The following is an 18,641-nucleotide window of genomic DNA, read 5'->3' on the forward strand; positions in this document are numbered from 1 at the left end:
CAAGAACAGTACCAACATACTCGCTGCACACCGTATGAGGTCCCCGGCGAAGTCCATCCACGTATCGTCTGGCATCGAGAACAGCCGACGATTCGATACCAAAGAAGTCAGCAAGGGCGCGATCGCCATGGAACGATCCGCAACTGGTCTGTTGACGAAATCGACATTGAGGTTAATACTGCACGGATGTGGGACGAAACGAGTGGCGCTGGACAGGACGATGACTGGCGAAATATGTTTGTGTATTACAACCATGACTCGAAAATGATACGTTTGGAAAATGTAGGTGCACAAGCGGGTGGTTTGGTGTACAGGAAAACTGGGAGATGATGGCACGGTTTCCAATGAGCACGTCACGGGACGAAGACTGACACGCAGAGCGTATACATGTGACACTGCAAACTGTTTGTATATTTCAGACAACCGAGTCTCTGCTATTGTTGCAGTTTCAACCATCGACATGGGAAATGTACATTTGTACATATGTAAAAATATTGGCGATCGGAAATCTCCCTATATTACAACAGTACTTTTGTAATATGGGGAATTTTCTAAAATAACTGTCTGAAACGGCCCTTATTATGTCTTTTTGTGGTCTGGTACGAGGAGAATATGTTTGGATGGATGTGTAATTGGAAGATTTTTAGCCATATGTGAGAGGAAAAATTGATCAGTTGGCTGATCTGGTATTGTTTGTATATTCCGACAGACCTAGGGCGGCTGACTCCTAATCTCTTCGCTTCGATCAGCCATGTTCATATTCAGTTCGATGAGATTAGCGGTCTGTGTCACCAGTTCTGGTATTTCGGAGTGAAATCGGTCGTCGTCAAAGATACTCGTCGGGCCGGAAACGCTTAACGAGCCGACGATATCACCATCCCGTGTGCTGATCGGTGCGCCGACGGCTCGGAAGCCTTCGATCTCTTCCTCGTCATTAAGTGAGTAGCCACAATCCCGAATTGTGGCGAGTTCATCGAAAAGCCTCTCGCGACTCGTAATCGTTTCCTCCGTTCGTTTGGGTAGCCCATGGGAGGCAAGTATAGTATCAACCCGCTCGTCGGGAAGGTGAGCGAGTATTGCTTTTCCAGAGGCGGTGATATGAAGAAAATCTCGCTGCTGAAACTTGGCGGATTGATATTCAGTGCCAACTGCGTTTGTCCCCTTCGATTTGTATAGGTTGACACCGCGTCCTTTCTCTTCGACGACGATGTGTGAGTATTGGCCTGTTTCATCCGCTAACTCGTCAATCGGTCCCTTTCCGGCCTGATACAACAAACTCCGGTTTCGGACGTACTCCCCGTATACCAGCATGCTGTAGGCCAATTGGTACTGGTTTCCGTTCTGAACGACGAGTCCTCCCTGCTCGAGAGTTCTGAGATACGTGTAGGCGGTACTCCTAGTGATTCCTAGGGCTTCGGCAAGTTCGGTTACGCGAGCACCGTCCAGTTTCATCAATATATTTAGTATCTCAACCGCCCTGTTCACCGTCTTCAATGTTCTTGGCGAATCCGATTCGCTGTTGGTCATACGTCCCTTTATTTTCCTGTTTTCATAACCGTTTGCATTATGCGAATGGTGGGAGTTGTTCGTTTGAAACACATCGGTTGCAGTTGCAGTCATTTTGACTTTCAAGTGGGTATAGATGTCGAAGTAACCCAAGTAGAAGTACAATACGCTGTTTGGTGAGCACGTATTGTCGAGAATTCACGGACCGCTATCCACTACTGGCGGTATGTTTATGTAGTGTCGTAATCGAACGTATGATATCTGGATCACTGGGGACAGATCGATTATCGGCGCAGGGTCGAGTGTTTATATGACCCTCGGATCGACTGTCGCCACGTCAGTTCAGTTACACCAATACATAGATTAGGAATGATTGACCAAGACATCGAAATAATTGATCGGGCAATCGAAGCTGTCGATCCCGATCGATTACAGGACGATATCGAGGCGAACGCTAAGTTTGGAGAAATTCAAACGGACGTCGGAAGAGGCCGAACGGTACTTCCCGGAACCGATGCGAACAGACGTGCCAGAGAGTATTTTTTGGATAGACTCGCCGATATTGGACTCGACACACGTATTGATTCGGTTGGAAATATTGTTGGCAGATACGTACCGTCAGCCGTCGAGCCATCAACTGCACCCGTCGCTGCTGGAAGTCATCTAGATTCTGTCCCTCGAGGTGGGATTTTCGACGGACCACTTGGGGTCTACGGAGCTCTTGAGGCGGTTCGAGCGATCGAGGACGCCGGTGTCTCGCTCACCGCACCGATCGATATCGTCTCGTTTACCGAAGAGGAGGGACATCGCTTTACCGACGGCGTCCTCGGGTCATCCGTTGCTGCGGGAACGCTACCAGCTGAAGCGGCACTCGAGACGACCGACGAAGAGGGAACGACGTTGCGAGAGGCTCTCGAAGAGATCGGCTTCCACGGACGCGATCGGATCGACGTGGCAGACTGGGATACCTGGTTTGAACTCCACGTAGAACAGGGATCACGGCTGGAAAACGCTGCGTTGCCGGTTGGTATTGTCACAGACATTGTCGGAACGATACGCTGTCACGTTAGGATAGAGGGCGAGGCCAATCACTCAGGAACCACGTCAATGGATGACCGGGTCGATGCATTAGTTCCAGCAAGTGAACTCGTCGCGGAGATCGAAACCATTGCCAGAGAACTGTCTACAAGCGCCGGCGGAACGACGGTCGCAACAGTCGGCGATCTCGCGGTCGAGCCTGGCGCGTCCAATGTTATCCCCGGGACGGCCTGCCTTTCCGTCGATATCCGCGATACGAACTACGCGAACATGGAAGCGATCGTGGATCGGATCAACACAACGCTGACTCGATTAGAAAGCGAGCGTGATGTTGTAACGTCCCTCGAGTCATCCTATGATATCGAACCTATCCAGATGAGCGATCGATGTCGTACCGCACTGCGACAGACTGCGACACAGATTGGAACCAATCCTCTAGAACTTCACTCCGGTGCAGGCCACGATACGATGCAGGTGGCCCGCAAAACCGATGCTGGGTTGCTTTTCGTACAATCGACCGATGGAATCTCGCATACACCTAAAGAGTGGACTGACTGGGATATTTGTGAGGCCGGCGTGAAAGCATTGACCGGCGCTATGGTCCGAACAGCAGCGGACAGTACTCGGTACCAGTAACCCATACAATTAAGAGAGCAACGGCGGAAGTCAGAGACGAAGCGACTATGACAACACTAACAATCGAGGTAGCCGACTACACGTTCGAGGCGCGGGTCTTTGAAGACGATGCACCGGAATCGGTCGACGCAATGCGAGAGTTTCTGCCACTCGAGTCAACGTTGATGCACGTTCGCTACAGTGGTATCGCGACGTGGGTCAATATCGACGACATCGAACTTCCAGAACTTCCTCGGGAAAATCATACGACTTACCCGTCTCGCGGCGACATCCTTCTCTATCCTGGCTACCGAAACGAGAAGGAAATCCTCATCGCCTGCGGACCAACTTGTTTCAGCAGTCCCGCCGGAGAGCTTGCTGGGAATCACGTCGCAACGATCGATGCGGCGCCCGAGACACTCAAAGAACTCGAGGAACGGACGCTTCATGAGGGATCGTTCGACGTGACGCTGACGATGGAGTAAGAATCGATTCGCTGTGATGTGACCGGGAGAGGAAGAACGAAATAACCTGAATCGACGTACGTTCCCTAGAGGTAGTGACAAACGACACCGATCACGTCGATGGCATCGTTATGACCATTCTGGAACCGATCGTTGAATGAACTCACCGTGGCCCGAATCCGCGGTAATTCGTCCGTCCGCTGCAATCTGTGTCCCTCGGAGAAACGTCTTCGTCACTCGACCGGTCACCTCTTTTCCTTCATAGACAGAGTAGTCAGCCGTGGAGGCGTTGTCGGATGCGTCTATCGTGTACGTCTCAGTCGGGTCGAAGAGAATACAATCTGCATCAGTTCCCGGCTCCAGCGTTCCCTTGTTCGGCAGCCCAAAAATCTCCGCTGGGTTCGTACACATTTTTCGTACGAGAAATGGATACGAGAAGTCCCGTTTGTTCACTGCTTCGTGGTGAAATACCGGTAGCGACGTTTGGAGGCTGTTCGTGCCGAAAGAACTGTTCCACCACTTCGAGACGTCTTTATCTACCTTCCTGAAGGCGACGTGATCCGTCGAGACAACCTCGAGTGTGTCGTTTCGTAGATGATCGAAGAGCGCGTCCCGGTCGGCAGCCGTTCGTAGCGGTGGCGCGATAATCGGTAACGTCCCCATTCGTTCATAAGCAGTCTCATCGAGGGCTGTATAATGGGTGCATGTCTCAGCACGGACTTCGTTTCCATCGTCTTGAAATCGTGCAATGGTGTCAGCGGCCTTTGCACACGTCGTATGAACACCGTAATACTTGGCACCCGCTTCCGTCGCCATTCGAATCGCGTTTTCGGCGGCCATCGCCTCGGCGAAATCGGGTCGGGATTGGGGATACTGTGTCGGATCATCCTTACCCTCTCGTCGTAGTTTCGACTCGAGGTGCTCACAGACCGACTGATCTTCGGTGTGAAAGAGACTGACGGCGTCGTGGGCTGCGATTTCCTGGAGGACGCTGTTAATAAACCCGTTCGATAGACCGATTTCGTAGGCGGTGAACATCTTAAACGAGGTGACACCCTGCCTAATTGCGGTAGAGATTTCGTCTAGCACGGCTGGTTTTTCACGGGTAATAATTGCGTGAAGCCCGAAGTCGATCAGGCTTTCTTCGCCTTTCTGTTGGTGCCTCTCGATTGCCTCGAGTACCGTTCCAGGTTCGTCCCAGATGCCCATCTCACCGACCCAGGCTTGTGGTGCGAAGTTAATACACGTTGTCACACCGCCGAGTGCTGCGGCTTTGGTGGCAGTCTCGTAGGAGTCCTTTGAGAGATAACTACCAATATGAACGTGTGGATCAACGACACCAGGAAGAACTAACTGTCCCGATGCGTCGACAACGGTCTCGGCGTCGGGAAGTGATTGCCTGCTCCCGATAGCGACAATTTCTCCGTCATCGATTGCGAGGCTCCCGTCGAACTTTCGTTGAGACGTTACTATCTTCCCGTTCGCTATTAGAGTATCGACGACCATAGCTCAGTATAGCGAACAGCGACATTATAAACCCTTTGTCCACAATAATTCTCGTGTTTAGTTAAGTGAATTTTACCAAGCGTCGAAGGTCTGCAGCCATGTTTCAGCAGTCGCTTGATCGTTGTTACTAATATTATTGTTAAATGAAAACCTCTTGTTTCATATTTAAATATATTTTTATCACGTTCCTATTTCCGTGATGTTCTAGTCGAAATTGAACCTCAACTCGTTGCAATGCAGCCGCTAGGTTGTCCACTTGATTAGTGAAAAATACAGCGTCATTGACGTCGTGTTTCTCACGAAACTCTCGCGAAAGCCGCTTCGTCAATAACGTGATAGTCGGTGGAAAGAGGCGTAAATGCAAGGGTTAGTTCGCCTCGAGATCGACAGCGTCGTATAGCCAGAACTGTAGGCCGTTGGTTTGGATCAACGTCTCGTCGAGCACGACGTGATCTGGGTTCACGTTGCTGGCGGGCTGTAGATCGGCCTTTTTGCACCCACTCGTGGACGGCTTTTCGAGATGGTTTGCCACCTAACATTTCTATTCCTAAGATAGTATTTGAAAGTGATGATTCTACGAGGTATAGACGGATACCGAACTTCATCAGCAGGAGCGGTGTCCGCTTTCGCTCCACAAAACGTAATTCAATCCAGTCGCAACAACCTCTGAGGGGAGTTATTTTCTACATAGACCATTTGAAAACCATCTCGCCTCATGCTTCAGTCTTAACTAAACACGACCCAACCGCCGAAACGTGGTTACAAGCCTCCGCAGTCTGGTGGAATTCGCGTGACTAAACACGATGCCGTCGACCTTCTCGAAGTACTTTGTCAACGCACCGGCGGCACTCTCTCGTTGCGGGACGAACGCAACCCAGTCGTAGTGGGCTTCGTGTTCAAGTCGAGTACCCACGGCTGTCGAGATCTTACTCGAGAGCGTCTCGAGATCGGTCCAATTGGCTTCATCAACGCTTGGGTCAGGAGTTACCCAGATCGAGTCAACGATACCATGGACGACTCGCCACCCGCCAGCTTCCAACCGCTGCTTAGCCGTCAGCAGAATCTCTCGAGCGAATGCGTTGATTGCTTCGTGGCATTCAATCCGGCCGAATTTCGCGTTGCTGAATCCCTGGTACCCAAAGCAGGCAACGAGGATCCACTTTAGCGCCTCTGACCGACCCTCGAGTTCTCCAAGTCGATCTTCATTGGGATCCTTGCACTCCTGTTCGCGACGGATGGCGGCTTTAATCTCGTCACGAGCATTAATTATCGGCTCGAGGACGTCGACGAGATAGCCACGCTCGTCACAAATCGAGTACCCAAGCCCGGGGGACGTCATCACAGAAATGCAAGGAGGAAACCCACGACTTCTGTCGTGGGGAGAATCCGACAAGGGTCGAATCAATCCACGAGCGATAGCAGTCGGACTCCCCGCCGCTAGTCGAGAATTTGGCTCTGTTGAAATCCTCAGTAAGTGATATATCTTGACCCGGTCGCGGTCAATACAGGTGAATAACGTATCAAAAGAATCTTTATGGTCGATTCAGAACCGTTGGATACCTTATGACTGACCCGTCAGAAGATACGAGTCACGTGATAGAAGATGCCCAGTTCCGTTTACTCATTGATAAAGCGAACGACGGTCTGTTCCTCATCGATCCAGAAACGGGGCAAATCCAAGGTGCCAACCAGACAGTCTGTGACTGGCTAGGGTACACCAAAGATGAGGTTCTGGACATGACGATCTTCGACTGCCAGACGACTTTCTCTGAGCCTGAAGCATGGCAGACGTTCGTTCAGAGAGTGCGTGACGAAAACGGAGTACAAATAAAAAACAAAATTCAGACAGATACTGGCTCGATGATCTCTGTTGAGGGAAGCATCTCGGTCGTCTCGGTTGACGGCTCTGACTATGTCGTCGCTATTCCTCGGTTACTCTCCGATCAGGAGTAGCGAATTACCCCGCGAGAGAATCGTCTATCTCTATTGAAATCTTGGTGATGAATGGGCGTAGGAGTTGATGCAGACGACGTTATGGGTGAGCGGTCGGGTGGATCGATGTATATGCCGCTCTCTTTCTGACAGAGTCAGTTCAGTCTCTTCGGAAGTTTCGCCGCACAAGTCGTTAGATGCAGCACGTAGGGTAACACTCCATCTTGTAATCACCGACTCAATAAGCACCTTTCAATGACCAGCTGTTTCAGACGGGAACATATCTGAAGAAGAGGATTTCAACAGAGCCGAGAATTTATAAAGACATACACAGATATGTGAAACACGGATGGAGGACGTGATTCGCACCGTCAAAGTCAAACTCGATGTCCCTACAGAGCGGTGCGATGACCTCCATCAGACCAAAGGCCAGTTCCTCCACTGTGCCAATACGACGGCAGACTGGGCGTGGAAATACCCACACGACTATTGTATAACCTCGAAACAGAATGCTGAGAAAGCCCTCTACGACAGACTTCGTAGTGAGACGGAGTTGACAGCGAATCTCGTGCAGAAAGGGATTCGACGCGCTATAGAGGCCACAAAAAGCGGTGTCGCTCGCCTCAAGGACGGCGACACGACGAGTCAACCGCACTTCGACACGTGGAGTGTTGTCTATGACAAACGAAGCGCGACGTTCCACCGCGATCACGTCTCTCTGTCCACAGTGAATGGCCGTGTCGAGTGCGACTACGTGATTCCCACCGAACCAGAGGGAACACCAATTGGTGAGTATCTACTGAACGAGGACTACGAGTTCCGTATGTCCACATTGCAGTACGACCGTTCCACAGAGTCGTTCTATCTCCATGCACGGATGCGCCGACTCGAGCGTGACGAGCGAGAGCAGTCCACAGCTTCTTCTGATGCCAAGCACAGAACAGTCCTTGGCGTTGACCTAAACGTGGACGGTTCGCTCGCCGTGACTTCGACAGGCGTGTTCATCGGAAACGCTGACGAGATGAATCATCGGAGCCGAGCGTTCGAGAAGACTCGCGGGTCACTGCAACAGACTGGGACGCGGTCGGCACACCTGTCGATTCAATCGATGAAAGACCGCGAACACCGCTGGATGCAAGACGAACTCCATCGCGCTTCGAACCAGATTCTTGAAGAAGCCCGTGACCACGGTTGTACGCACATTGCGTTCGAGAACCTGACCGGGATTCGTGACCGGATGCCGGGTGCAAAACGCTTCCATGCATGGGCGTTCCGGCGCTTGTACCACTACGTCGAATACAAAGCCGAGATGTTCGGCATCGGGACCGAACAGGTGAGTCCGGCGTACACGAGTCAGCGGTGTTCGTCGTGCGGGTTTCCCACGAGTCTAATCGGCAGTCAAAACACCAGTTCGTGTGTCAGAAGTGCGAGTACGAACTGAACGCAGATTATAATGCGAGCAAAAACATCGCTCGCAAACTTCTCAAAAAGTTCCACTCGAGGCAGAAGTCTTCGAGTGGAGGCGCACCCTGTCAGTGTGCGCTAACGTCAGGGACGCTGAACCTGAACGGCGATTACACCGCCTCCGTCAATTCGACGGGAGAGGGGGAGTCCACTGACAAGCCCACGACTTCAGTCGTGGGTTACTGACAGACCGCCCCGTAGTGTTGGTAGGCAGTGAAACCTCGAGCGACAGTAATTCGATCGAGTAACCGCTGGCTGGGTGCAATCCGAGCAAGTGCAGTTGTTGTAGCATGGCCATTCCCATCAACCCAAAAGGCAGGCCCATCGTGGAGGAGGAGATGATCGAGGGCAAGCGACTGTAAGACCGGAACTCCCCGGTCGCCGTCGACGTCCAGGAGCGTCATGCCATCTTCGAGGGAAGGCAGTAGGAGATCATCAGTCGCAGGGTCCGCTCGCTTGACGAGGTCGCGATTGTGATCAGCACCTCGAGTCTGTCGATCGGCCACAAACCGGTTCGACATCGATGTGTCGTTTCTAGACATACTCGACTAGATATCTACTTTTCCAATAAGCCGAAGCGTGTGGCTTCCATGTTTCAAGGAATGCCGATAATGCGAGAGTTCGACGCTCTATGCCTGTGTTCCGTATTTTGATCGTCGTTTCCGAGATGGCTTCCTGATTTGGATCGTCCTCGACCTTAACCAACAACTGGTGATGACACACAGCGTTGTTGGTTAACGCTCACCGAGTTTCCTATTGGATTCGAACTACGGAGTATCCATTTTCCCAGAATGCCAGCTATCTTCGATATAGCACGTCAAACGGACTTTACAAGCTGTCCGATCCGAGAAATCAGCTTTCTCGCTCCTTACGGTCGCTGATGACTTCGCTCGCAACCCGCTCGCCTGAACTGATCGCACCTTCCATGAAACCCCGCCACTCGAGTGCAGTCTCTGACCCGGCCCAGTGAACGCGACCGACCGGTTCACGAAGCACGTCGCCGCAGGTTGTAAGCGTCCCCGGCGTCATCGCTGCGTTATAGCCGCCTGTCGACCACTGTGTCTTTGACCAAACCTCGTCAGCATACTCCACTGGTTCGCTCGCTCGAGGCCCGAAGTAGTGATTGAGATCCTCGAGTACCCGTTCCCGGCGTTCTGCTGTGGGTCTATCGCTCCATTCGAGGGCGTTGGCTCCGGCGATGAACCCGACGAGAAGACCCCGATCCGTCTTGGAATGGGTCCCGTCTGCAACCTCTGTCACTACACCGTCGGCTGAAAGCACCGATCCCGAGTAGCCATCATCGCGCCAGAATGGCTCCTCGTACACAGCGAAGCATTTGATAACCGAGCCCATTGGCATTCGCTGGATCAGCCCTTGCCGACGGGCGGGGAGTGGTGGTTCGTGGTCAATGCGTCCGATCAGCGGCGGCGGAATGGCGATAATCGCATCCGAGACGGCGTACCTCCCATCGTCAGAAATAAGCGTCACGTCATCGCCCCGTCGATCAATCCGGCGGACTGGTTCGGACAGTCGAATCGCCTCGCCGAGGTCATCAGCCAGTCCTCGGGCGAGCTGCTGGGTGCTTCCAACGAGGCGGTACTCTTCGGCGACATTGACTGAATCGTCGTTCATTCCGAATCCGCCGGCTGCGTCGACAGTGTCGAGGAGATACAACAGTGAGATCTGGCTGGGTTCAACAGTGTACTCGGCCCGAACGAACGCGTCGAATGCCTCTCGTGCGGCCTCCGTTTCCATTGTCTCTCGTTTCCACGATTCGAGGGTCGTCGCGTCCCACTTCTCGGCATCGGGTCCCTGGTGAGGGACGTCCCGTCGGAGAATCTCAATCTGTTCGAGCGCTTCTCGTAGTTCCGCGGCTGCTTCTGGTGGCAGCGCCTGGAACCGGTTTTCGTGATCGAACAACTCCCCGACAGCACCGACTCTATCAGTGCCTGAATCGTACTGCTCGCATAACTTGAGATTGAACTCTTCGACCAGTCCGAGAACACGTTCGTGTTCGGCACCAATCCACTCTGCGCCACGGTCGATTGTATCGCCGGTCGCCAGCGAACCCGCAGCCGTTCGGCCGCCGACACGCTCTCTCGCTTCGAGGACGACCACCTCGAGTCCCATGTCGGTCAATTCCCTCGCCGCCGTCAGCCCGGCAAGACCCGCACCGACGATGCCAACATGATAGTGTTTGGTTGCTCGAGAAGCAGTCATATGCAGCTCGTGTATCCGTCCGAAAATAGCGTTTAGGGTTGCAATTTCTGGACTTGATCGACTCGAGGCAGTGAAAGAAACGCGATACCAGTTGACGGATCTTGTTGAAACCTTCAAACACGGTCAATTGGGTATTCCTGCGGTCAGTACAGGACAACAGCTAGCAAACTACCCCACAATAGAGGCGTGCGAAAAGACCATTGGCCGGAACGCAGGCTGGTGCTGAAAAGGATTATATCGAGGCTGTGGTTCGTCTATCGTATGTCCATCGAGGTAGTCGCTGTCACCGGAGGGAACGGCCGTATCGGCGAGCGCGTACTGGTCGAACTGAACGAGCACGGCTACCGAACGGTCAACCTTGAACGATCGGAGCGACGGAAGGCGGTCGCCGATCAGTACGTCACGATCGATCTCGAGGACGCCGGCCAGGTGTACGGGGCGCTCGCCCAGAGCGGTGCGGACGCAGTGATACACATGGGGACGGTCTCCTCGCCGCGCCACCAACCGGGGTACGTCACCTACCGGAACAACGTAATGAGTACATATCACGTTCTGGAAGCCGCCGTGGAACTTGGGCTCGAGGCCGTCTGCCTGGCATCCAGTATCAACGCCATGGGTGCATCGTTTCAGGACGTTCCCATCGAAGTCGAGTATCTCCCGGTAGACGAGGAGCACCCCACAACTCCGCGGGATCCATACGCGATTGCGAAACGCGTGATCGAGGTGACCGCGGACGGATTCGGTCGGGACGAGAACGAACCCCCAATCATCGGATCGCTCCGTTACCCGTGGGTCGCCAACGGCGAGGAACTCGACTCCTCATTCGTCCGGAGCGACCGGACGCTCGAGGCCGGGGTTCCGGACGTCCCCGGCGGCGTGCAGGAACTCTTCGCGTACGTCCACGTCGACGACGCCGCAGCGGCCGCCCGTCGCGTCATCGAGGCGGACTTCGACGGTCACGAGACGTTTTGGATCGTCGCCGACGGCACGACCATGGAGACTTCGACCGACGAGCTCGTCAAGGAGTGTTACCCGGATGCGGCGCTCAGACGGAGTTTTTCGGGGCACGAGAGTCTCGTCGAGAACACAAAGGCCAAGGACCGACTCGGTTGGGAACCAGACCACTCCTGGCGAATGGGCTAACGGTCTCGTCGTCCGTACTCACCCGAGCAGGCCACACCGCAATCACTAACGGTATGCGAGCCTACCGTCACGACATTCGCTACCAATCCGTGATACTGCCGTCCCTTCGCGTTACGATCGGTGCGTCCCACGCGTCTTCGGTGGCCATCTCGCGGACGTACCCCTCGTCGACATCGATTCCTAATCCCGGTGCCTCCGGGATGTCAATGTACCCCTCGTCGTCGTGGTCGAAGACGTTCATATCGGTAAGGTAGTTCGGCACTCGGTCCTCGTGAACGATCTGTTCCTGAATGATCGCGTTCTGCGTGCAGGCGTCGACCTGAACACACGCGGCCAGCGCAACTGAACTGAGTGGCGAGTGGGGGGCGACGGCGACATCATACGCTTCTGCCATGATAGCGATCTTACGCAGTTCGGTGATGCCCCCCGCGTGTGAAACGTCCGGCTGAATGACGTCCACGGCCCCGGCTTCGAGGAGCGGCTTGAAATCGAACCGGCTATACATCCGTTCACCGGTCGCGAGGGGAATATCCGTGCGGGCTGCGATTCCCGGTAGGACGTCATTCTTCTCCGGGACGACCAATTCTTCGTAGAACATCGGATCGAACTCCTCCAAGGCAGTGGCGAGCCGCTTGGCCATTGGTTTGGACGGGCGTCCATGGAAGTCAAGCATAAGGTCAATCTCGTCACCGACTGCGTCTCGAACGGCGCCCACGTGGGTCCGTGCATCATCGAGCACGGCCGGGGCATCGAGATGTTCCCAGTCTCTGTTCCCGGGAGCCCCTTTCAGTGCCGTAAATCCCTCTTCGACTCGCTTGACCGCGTCCTCTGCCGTTTCCGTCGGCGTCTCGCCTCTGATGTGTGCATACAGTCGGATCTGGTCGCGCGCTTTCCCACCGAGGAGCTCGTACACGGGGACCCCCAAAGATTTTCCCTTGAGATCCCAGAGCGCCTGATCGATCCCCGACAATGCGCTCATCAGGATTGGTCCCCCGCGATAGAAGCCGCTGCGGTACATCTTCTGCCACAGTCGTTCGATCTCGTACGCCTCTTCGCCCACGACGTAGGTGTCCAGCAACTCCCGAACTGCCGCAGCGGCAGTCTGTGCTCGTCCTTCGAGGATAGGTTCGCCCCACCCGATGAGGCCGTCCGACGTTTCGACTTTCAGTAGCAGTGAACGAGGTGGGACTTCGAAGAGTTCGTAGTCACGGATCTCCATATCCACCATTCGATAGAATGCCTCATAATATCTCGGGGATCTCGATCGCTCTACTTAATCGATAGCCCGTGATGCACGTTCTCTTCTAGCTGATCATCACTCCCGAATAGTTTGAGTTTCACTACCGCTAGCCTTCTTACTCATTGAACAGATGTGGCTGCAACTGAGTCGACAATCGAGTACTGTCGATCACGACTCGTTCCTTCTGCCTCGAGGAGGTTGTACTGTGCCATCTTTGAGAGATATGATCGCACTGTTCGTTTTGTCCGTGGCTCATCGACTTCGTCAACGTAGTACTCGTGAATCTTACTCGGTGCAAGAGGGCCGTGATCGCGGACAATAGTGTAAACTGCCTGCTGATGGGGTGTGAGTGAATCGAGGCTTCGTTGTCTGATCTGTGCACGTGCATCCGTCGCTGCGTCAAGAAGCACATCGTCTGTGACTCGTTCGTGATTTTCCCGATCAGCTTTGCTTGCGGCGGAGCGAAGAACACCGATTGCAAGCCGAGCATCACCAGCTGCTGCATCCGCGATCCGATAGAGCTGATCCTCTGTGACGACGTCCTTTTCGAGTCCCCACTTCGCTCGAGTACGCAGAATATCATAGAGTTGCTCGTCGTGGTACTTGTCCATCCGGACGTGCTCGCTCGAGCGAAGACGGCTCACGAGTCGGTCGTCAACACGATTGAACAGGTCCTCTTCTTTGTTTGCGATACAGATCACCGCAAACTGTGGGAGACTGTGGAGATCGTAGAGAATACTGGGGTCCTCGAGTTGATCGACCTCGTCGAGGATAATCACGGTTCGAGGGCCGTTATACTGTTGAAGCCGCTCGATAAGTTCATCGTGGGGAGTCGACTGTCGATGAATATCGATTGTTGTTCCAAGATCGTCGAGGATCTGATAGAGCGTTCGAAACCGCGTATAGTTCCGCCAGCAGTTGACATAGGTTGCTTCAACCTCGAGGACCTCTTCGCGAAGGCGTTCAGTGACGAATCTCGAGATACACGTTTTCCCGATTCCGCTTGGACCGGTCACGATGGCAGTCTCAGCAGGTTCGCCGTTCGTAATCGGTTTGAGAACGCTAGATAGATGGTTGACTTCGGCGTCGCGATGCTCGACTTCTCGAGGGACAAACCCAGCGCGCAGGACTCGAGCATCGCGGATCATACGTTATTGACTGTCTGGTTTTGCGCCAAGTCTTAAAAACATGACTGGGCCCTTTCCGGAAAGTTTCTCGATGATCTTGGATAGTAGGCCTAGAAGCTTTTACCGGCTAATTATCCTTCGTGGAGAGAACTCGTTGGGATCCTTTCCGGAAATCCTTGGTCGTGTCCCAAACTCGTCTAGAGTCGTAACTGACTCCTATGGAAACAGGGTGAGGGCAGACTGAAACTGCGCGTAATGTTCTTGCATATACTCGATCGTTTCGGTCCGCGGAATGACCGGATAGCCTTCGACATGGTCGATCTCGAGTGATGGCTGAGGATCGATCACGATCTGCAGCGGCCCCGCTAGCTCTTCTCTCCGTTGACGCTCAAATGCGGTGGGCAGGTCGAATGACTCGAAGAACGCTTCCCAGTGGTGGACGTCCTGCTCGCGAACGGCGAGGAATAACGGGTAGTCGTCGGGATCACGACCGACCTGGTACCCTCCCTTCGTCCACACGTAGACGGCGTCGATCCGTGTGAACGCGAACGGCCACCCTCCAAATTGTGGGATGACGTATGCCTCTTCGATCGATGGTGGACTGACGCTGGCGCTCGCGGCTACCAGTTCACGGGCCGCGTCGCGTACGCGGCTGTCGACGACGAAGAGGCCGTCATCATACTGAATGTAGCCGGCGTCCTCGAGCCGGTTGACTGCCTGTCTGACCGTCTCGTAGGGCATGTGGAGATGCTGTGCGACACGGCGTATGGAGTTGCCTCTCTCCATAGCGAGAATGGCTCGTGCCGCCGTGTCGTCGAGTACCTCATACATCTGGTAGTTGCCAATTATCTGGTAATAATTAGATATCTCACTAGAATATCGGTGGTGTTTACTTTCTATTCTATCGAATTCCTATCATATTGTTGACTGTTTGACTACTATATGTCGACGTTATGCGCAACCCTCTGTTAGCGAACGTTGTGATATATTAAGATATTCTGGAATATTGGTTACAGATGGTGTATTCTAATAAAATCTCTTGACCGAATAATTCTGGTGGGGCTATGAAGAGGATCTTGTTTATGCATTTGTATATGGATACTATATCTGGATGCTGTATACATATACCATATATTCTTCCAATTCATAGGGGTATGAAATCGTAAATTCCCTCGGGGTCAAGCCCCGTGCCATCCGCCTCGATTCTTCTGTGAATATCTGTATCGATGGATGGCCTTCTCATTGTGTTCGATTCCATCTCGTGATGGGGCATCACTCTTATTCGTTAGACTATGTGATCGTTGATGGGTTCTTGAACTCGGTATTGAGTTTGATTGGAGCGAATCAGCTATGATCCACCACCAAAACCTCGTATTCCGTATCCTGACATTCTGTCTTACAAATCTATATGTATCTTGAATCTGTATACGGTATCTGTATATGGTATCTGAATCCATACTTCGGGCCGCGGCATACGTACCCAAAGGTGGGGTTGGGAAGACAACATCGACAGCACATATTGCGGTCTCGGCACACCAGGACCATGATCTTGATGTCCTGTTGATTGACCTTGCCGGGACACAGAACGACCTTGCAACACAGTTTGGAATCGCCGATGAAATCGTTGATCCGGACGCACCGATTTCCGCTGTTTTCGGAGAGAACTGGGACTTCATTCGTGAGAACATCGACGATCTTCTGGAGCGGATGGTTTTCGAGACTGACGAAGGGCCAGATCTAATCCCTGCCGACGAGGGTCTCGGTGGTGCTGACAACAACCTTGCAAATGTTCCTCGAGAAGAGCGCTATGATCGACTCGAGTCGTTCATTAGTACCGAGATCGCGCCACGGTATGATCTTGTCTTGCTCGACTTACCGGGCAAAGAGGATAATATCACGATCAACGGATTGTTCGCTGCCGAGAATGTTGTTGCACCGCTCAAGCCAGGGGCATTTGAACGCAAACAGGTTGCTAACCTCGAAGACGAACTTGAGGCAATCCGGAACGACGCCGACCACGACGCACAACCAACTCTTCAACTTGTCTTTGCGACGATGATTGAAAAGGGGACAAACCTTTCCAAAGAGTTCCAAGAAGAGATCGAAGCGGAATATCCTGATGTTGCAGGTAACTCTGTAACGAAGGCACAAGATATCGGCAATTTGCAAAAGACTGGTCAAACCTTGTTTGGTCCTGAGAGTGACGAACTCTACAGTACAGGTGAACGTGCACTCAATTCGTATCAAAGTCTCGCGACTGATCTACTCGAACGATTGGAGGCAAGATAACATGGCCGACGATAAGGAGGAAGCGGAAAAACTACTTCAACAAGCGAAGGAGCAGAAACGCCACGAGACTGAACCCTCGAAACAATCCAGTGAGAATGATGTCTCACTTGAAGAGGCAGTCCAAGAAGCGTACGAACAGATCGATAATGGTGATGTATACGAGAATCTCACTATTCGAGACGAAGATCTCGCAGCGTTATTCGCTGGTCTCGACGAGACAAATAAACTCGAGGATATCGGTGAGGCTGCGGCTGATGCGCTTAGTCGGGATGTTGATGGACTAGAGACTCGGGCAACAGTTCTCAAGTTGCTCGTCCGAGTGGGAATCTCCGAGGTCTCTCCTGAAATCATTGAATCAGCGAAGGAGGGTCGTCGCGCGTATCTTGCTTCTCAAGCTGACGAATTCTGAAATCAACTACTGTATCTAGATACTGTATACATATACTGTATACTATTTTATTGGCCTTACTCCCAAGTTGGTAGCATGGGCCACATTAACCAGGCTTCATAGGCTATCCCCCTGGTTCTGTCCGCGTAATCCAAACCGAAATATTGTATATGGATACTGTATCTGTATATTGTATATGGTCACTTCTCTATATGTCCTTGAACTCGAGCCAGGGGAGCATAAACATGCCAAGTGGTACGTTGGAATCACAAAAAACGTAGAACAACGGATGTCTGACCACTACGGGAACTCAATGGTAAAATGGGTATCCCAAAATGAGGTTGTAGATTATATTGTTGTGGGTGAGTGGAACCGTACCCAAGCACGACAATATGAAGACGATCTAACAGCGTTGCTGATGCACGAATACGGTTGGCGGACCACACGCGGTGGCAGCTGGACTGATCCTTATCGACCTGGTATTCCAGATCGAAATTTTAGCGACGTCTCTGGCGAACTGATCCGTGCGTTAGCGGATACTGATCACGAGGGATTGCTTCGGCTTGTTGAAAAATATCCTTTGTTCTCATATCGAAATTCAGTCACCGATGGTCGAGTTGATCACGACTTAAAAGTCTATGAAGATACCAAAGAGTCGGCTGAGGAAGCACATGATGTTCTTGAGAACCGGATTGGTGCTGATTTCCATGAGTACGACGTTCGTGAAGCGATTTTCATAGCTGGAATGTATAACCTTGACCAAGCTGAAGAACTTCTTCGACAGTGGAGCGCCGATGGTGAGCTCAAGGGAAAGGACTCAGATTCAGAAATAACGCTTGAATAGCACTACTTTCCAGAATACGTATACTGTATTCGTATACTATATACAGATACAAGAGGGGTTGATACAGAGTCAAAACCGCCTGTTTTGGCCGTTTATTGGGTCTTTTGAGATGACTACTGATGAGGATTGAATATTGGCAACGACACAGAAAGATCAGCAGCAAACCAACAGGATGTACAAGGGGCCCATAATTATGCCGAAGCGATCCGAACGGGCTTCGATGCCTTAGGTGATGGAGGACAGATTGACCAAGAACTACTCTGTAATCTCCACCAATCATTATTGGTCGATGTCCGTAGCGAGAACAAGCGACCAGGGAACATTCAAGATGAGATTCCGGTGCTGATTGGCCCGGACAATCCCATCAAAAGTGTCCGATTTGTACCGGCCAACCCAAACAGTGTCGCGCTCTTGTTTGATCAGCTGGTGTTGTATATCAAAAATAGTAATTACCCACCACTGATTGATATCGCTATTACACACTATCAATTTGAGACGATTCATCCTTCCGTGATGGCAATGGTCGACTCGGAAGGCTCCAAATCATGCTGCAACTATATCAGGCAGATCTCCTCGCTGAACCGTATATGTACTTATCAGCATATCTCAACCCTATCGAACAGAGTACTTCGTCCGTCTACTCGCTGTAAGCCAGCACGGCGAGTGGGAATCGTGGATCACATTGTCCTGAATGCAATAGCTGCGCAGGCTGTTGATGCCTATCAGTGTGGTATTCAGATTGTATCACCCCGTATCGATTACCGTGATCGATTTCCAAATAGTCTAGCGGTTCGGGATGTCATGATCATCTATTCGAAGAGTCGTATTTTCAGGCCCCGCGTGTGATTGACGCGACTGAGCGCTC

General features: G+C 52.4%; 14 protein-coding genes and 4 pseudogenes. 9 read left to right on the forward strand and 9 right to left on the reverse strand.

Going from position 1 to position 18,641, the window contains the following annotated elements:
• Positions 1-711 precede the first annotated feature (711 nt).
• Positions 712-1,527 carry an IclR family transcriptional regulator gene (locus G6M89_RS20095; RefSeq protein ID WP_165163695.1) on the reverse strand — a complete coding sequence of 272 codons (816 nt, stop codon included), beginning with the start codon at positions 1,525-1,527 and terminating at the stop codon, positions 712-714.
• Positions 1,528-1,875: 348 nt separating this feature from the next.
• Here G6M89_RS20095 and G6M89_RS20100 point away from each other — a divergent pair, with 348 nt between their 5' ends.
• Complete coding sequence (locus G6M89_RS20100; RefSeq protein WP_165163696.1) at positions 1,876-3,180, forward strand: M20 family metallo-hydrolase; 1,305 nt, start codon at positions 1,876-1,878, stop codon at positions 3,178-3,180.
• Positions 3,181-3,227: 47 nt separating this feature from the next.
• Complete coding sequence (locus G6M89_RS20105) at positions 3,228-3,644, forward strand: DUF3830 family protein (protein WP_165163697.1); 417 nt, start codon at positions 3,228-3,230, stop codon at positions 3,642-3,644.
• A 108-nt stretch (positions 3,645-3,752) separates the two neighbouring features.
• On the opposite strand, the gene G6M89_RS20110 is transcribed toward G6M89_RS20105, so the two are convergent.
• The 3 genes and pseudogenes from G6M89_RS20110 to G6M89_RS20120 form a co-directional block, all read right to left on the reverse strand.
• Positions 3,753-5,129, reverse strand: a complete 1,377-nt coding sequence (locus tag G6M89_RS20110) for a dihydroorotase family protein (RefSeq protein ID WP_165163698.1) — start codon at positions 5,127-5,129, stop codon at positions 3,753-3,755.
• 72 nt (positions 5,130-5,201) lie between these two features.
• Positions 5,202-5,809 (reverse strand): annotated as a pseudogene (locus tag G6M89_RS20115) (IS6 family transposase).
• A gap of 125 nt (positions 5,810-5,934) precedes the next feature.
• Positions 5,935-6,459 (reverse strand): annotated as a pseudogene (locus tag G6M89_RS20120) (DNA polymerase domain-containing protein); the annotation flags it as partial.
• Positions 6,460-6,692: 233 nt separating this feature from the next.
• On the opposite strand from G6M89_RS20120, the gene G6M89_RS20125 reads away from it, so the two are divergent.
• Both G6M89_RS20125 and G6M89_RS20130 read left to right on the forward strand, forming a co-directional pair.
• A complete protein-coding gene (locus G6M89_RS20125; protein WP_165163699.1) occupies positions 6,693-7,082 on the forward strand; it encodes a PAS domain S-box protein in 390 nt (129 codons plus the stop codon).
• Between the two features lie 328 nt (positions 7,083-7,410).
• Positions 7,411-8,711 (forward strand): annotated as a pseudogene (locus tag G6M89_RS20130) (RNA-guided endonuclease InsQ/TnpB family protein).
• On the opposite strand, the pseudogene G6M89_RS20135 reads toward G6M89_RS20130, so the two are convergent.
• Both G6M89_RS20135 and G6M89_RS20140 read right to left on the reverse strand, forming a co-directional pair.
• Positions 8,711-9,067 (reverse strand): annotated as a pseudogene (locus G6M89_RS20135) (hypothetical protein); the annotation flags it as partial. The pseudogenes G6M89_RS20130 and G6M89_RS20135 overlap by 1 nt on opposite strands.
• 310 nt (positions 9,068-9,377) lie before the next feature.
• A complete protein-coding gene (locus G6M89_RS20140) occupies positions 9,378-10,745 on the reverse strand; it encodes an FAD-dependent oxidoreductase (protein WP_165163700.1) in 1,368 nt (455 codons plus the stop codon).
• Between the two features lie 261 nt (positions 10,746-11,006).
• Between G6M89_RS20140 and G6M89_RS20145 the strand changes: the two genes are divergently transcribed.
• The gene (locus G6M89_RS20145) at positions 11,007-11,888 is read left to right on the forward strand and encodes an NAD(P)-dependent oxidoreductase (RefSeq protein WP_165163701.1); all 882 of its coding nucleotides are present in this window, start codon (positions 11,007-11,009) and stop codon (positions 11,886-11,888) included.
• A gap of 79 nt (positions 11,889-11,967) precedes the next feature.
• Here G6M89_RS20145 and dgoD read toward each other — a convergent pair whose 3' ends face one another.
• From dgoD to G6M89_RS20160, 3 genes are all read right to left on the reverse strand, one after another.
• Entirely contained in the window at positions 11,968-13,107 is a 1,140-nt protein-coding gene (dgoD, locus tag G6M89_RS20150) for a galactonate dehydratase (protein ID WP_165163702.1), read from the reverse strand.
• A gap of 140 nt (positions 13,108-13,247) precedes the next feature.
• Positions 13,248-14,276 carry a Cdc6/Cdc18 family protein gene (locus G6M89_RS20155; protein WP_165163703.1) on the reverse strand — a complete coding sequence of 343 codons (1,029 nt, stop codon included), beginning with the start codon at positions 14,274-14,276 and terminating at the stop codon, positions 13,248-13,250.
• A 195-nt stretch (positions 14,277-14,471) separates the two neighbouring features.
• Positions 14,472-15,086: a helix-turn-helix domain-containing protein gene (locus tag G6M89_RS20160; protein WP_165163704.1), complete on the reverse strand. Its 615-nt coding sequence runs from the start codon at positions 15,084-15,086 to the stop codon at positions 14,472-14,474.
• Positions 15,087-15,695: 609 nt separating this feature from the next.
• Here G6M89_RS20160 and G6M89_RS20165 point away from each other — a divergent pair.
• The 4 genes from G6M89_RS20165 (at position 15,696) to G6M89_RS20180 (ending at position 18,622) form a co-directional block, all read left to right on the forward strand.
• Positions 15,696-16,544, forward strand: a complete 849-nt coding sequence (locus G6M89_RS20165) for a ParA family protein (protein ID WP_165163705.1) — start codon at positions 15,696-15,698, stop codon at positions 16,542-16,544.
• A gap of 1 nt (position 16,545) precedes the next feature.
• A complete protein-coding gene (locus G6M89_RS20170; protein WP_165163706.1) occupies positions 16,546-16,953 on the forward strand; it encodes a hypothetical protein in 408 nt (135 codons plus the stop codon).
• 175 nt (positions 16,954-17,128) lie between these two features.
• On the forward strand, positions 17,129-17,776 hold the full coding sequence (locus tag G6M89_RS20175) for a GIY-YIG nuclease family protein (protein WP_165163707.1): 648 nt from the start codon (positions 17,129-17,131) through the stop codon (positions 17,774-17,776).
• 126 nt (positions 17,777-17,902) lie between these two features.
• Positions 17,903-18,622 carry a Fic family protein gene (locus tag G6M89_RS20180; protein ID WP_165163708.1) on the forward strand — a complete coding sequence of 240 codons (720 nt, stop codon included), beginning with the start codon at positions 17,903-17,905 and terminating at the stop codon, positions 18,620-18,622.
• Positions 18,623-18,641 lie beyond the last annotated feature (19 nt).

The sequence above is a fragment of the Natronolimnobius sp. AArcel1 genome, assembly GCF_011043775.1.
Classification (GTDB): Archaea; Halobacteriota; Halobacteria; order Halobacteriales; family Natrialbaceae; genus Natronolimnobius.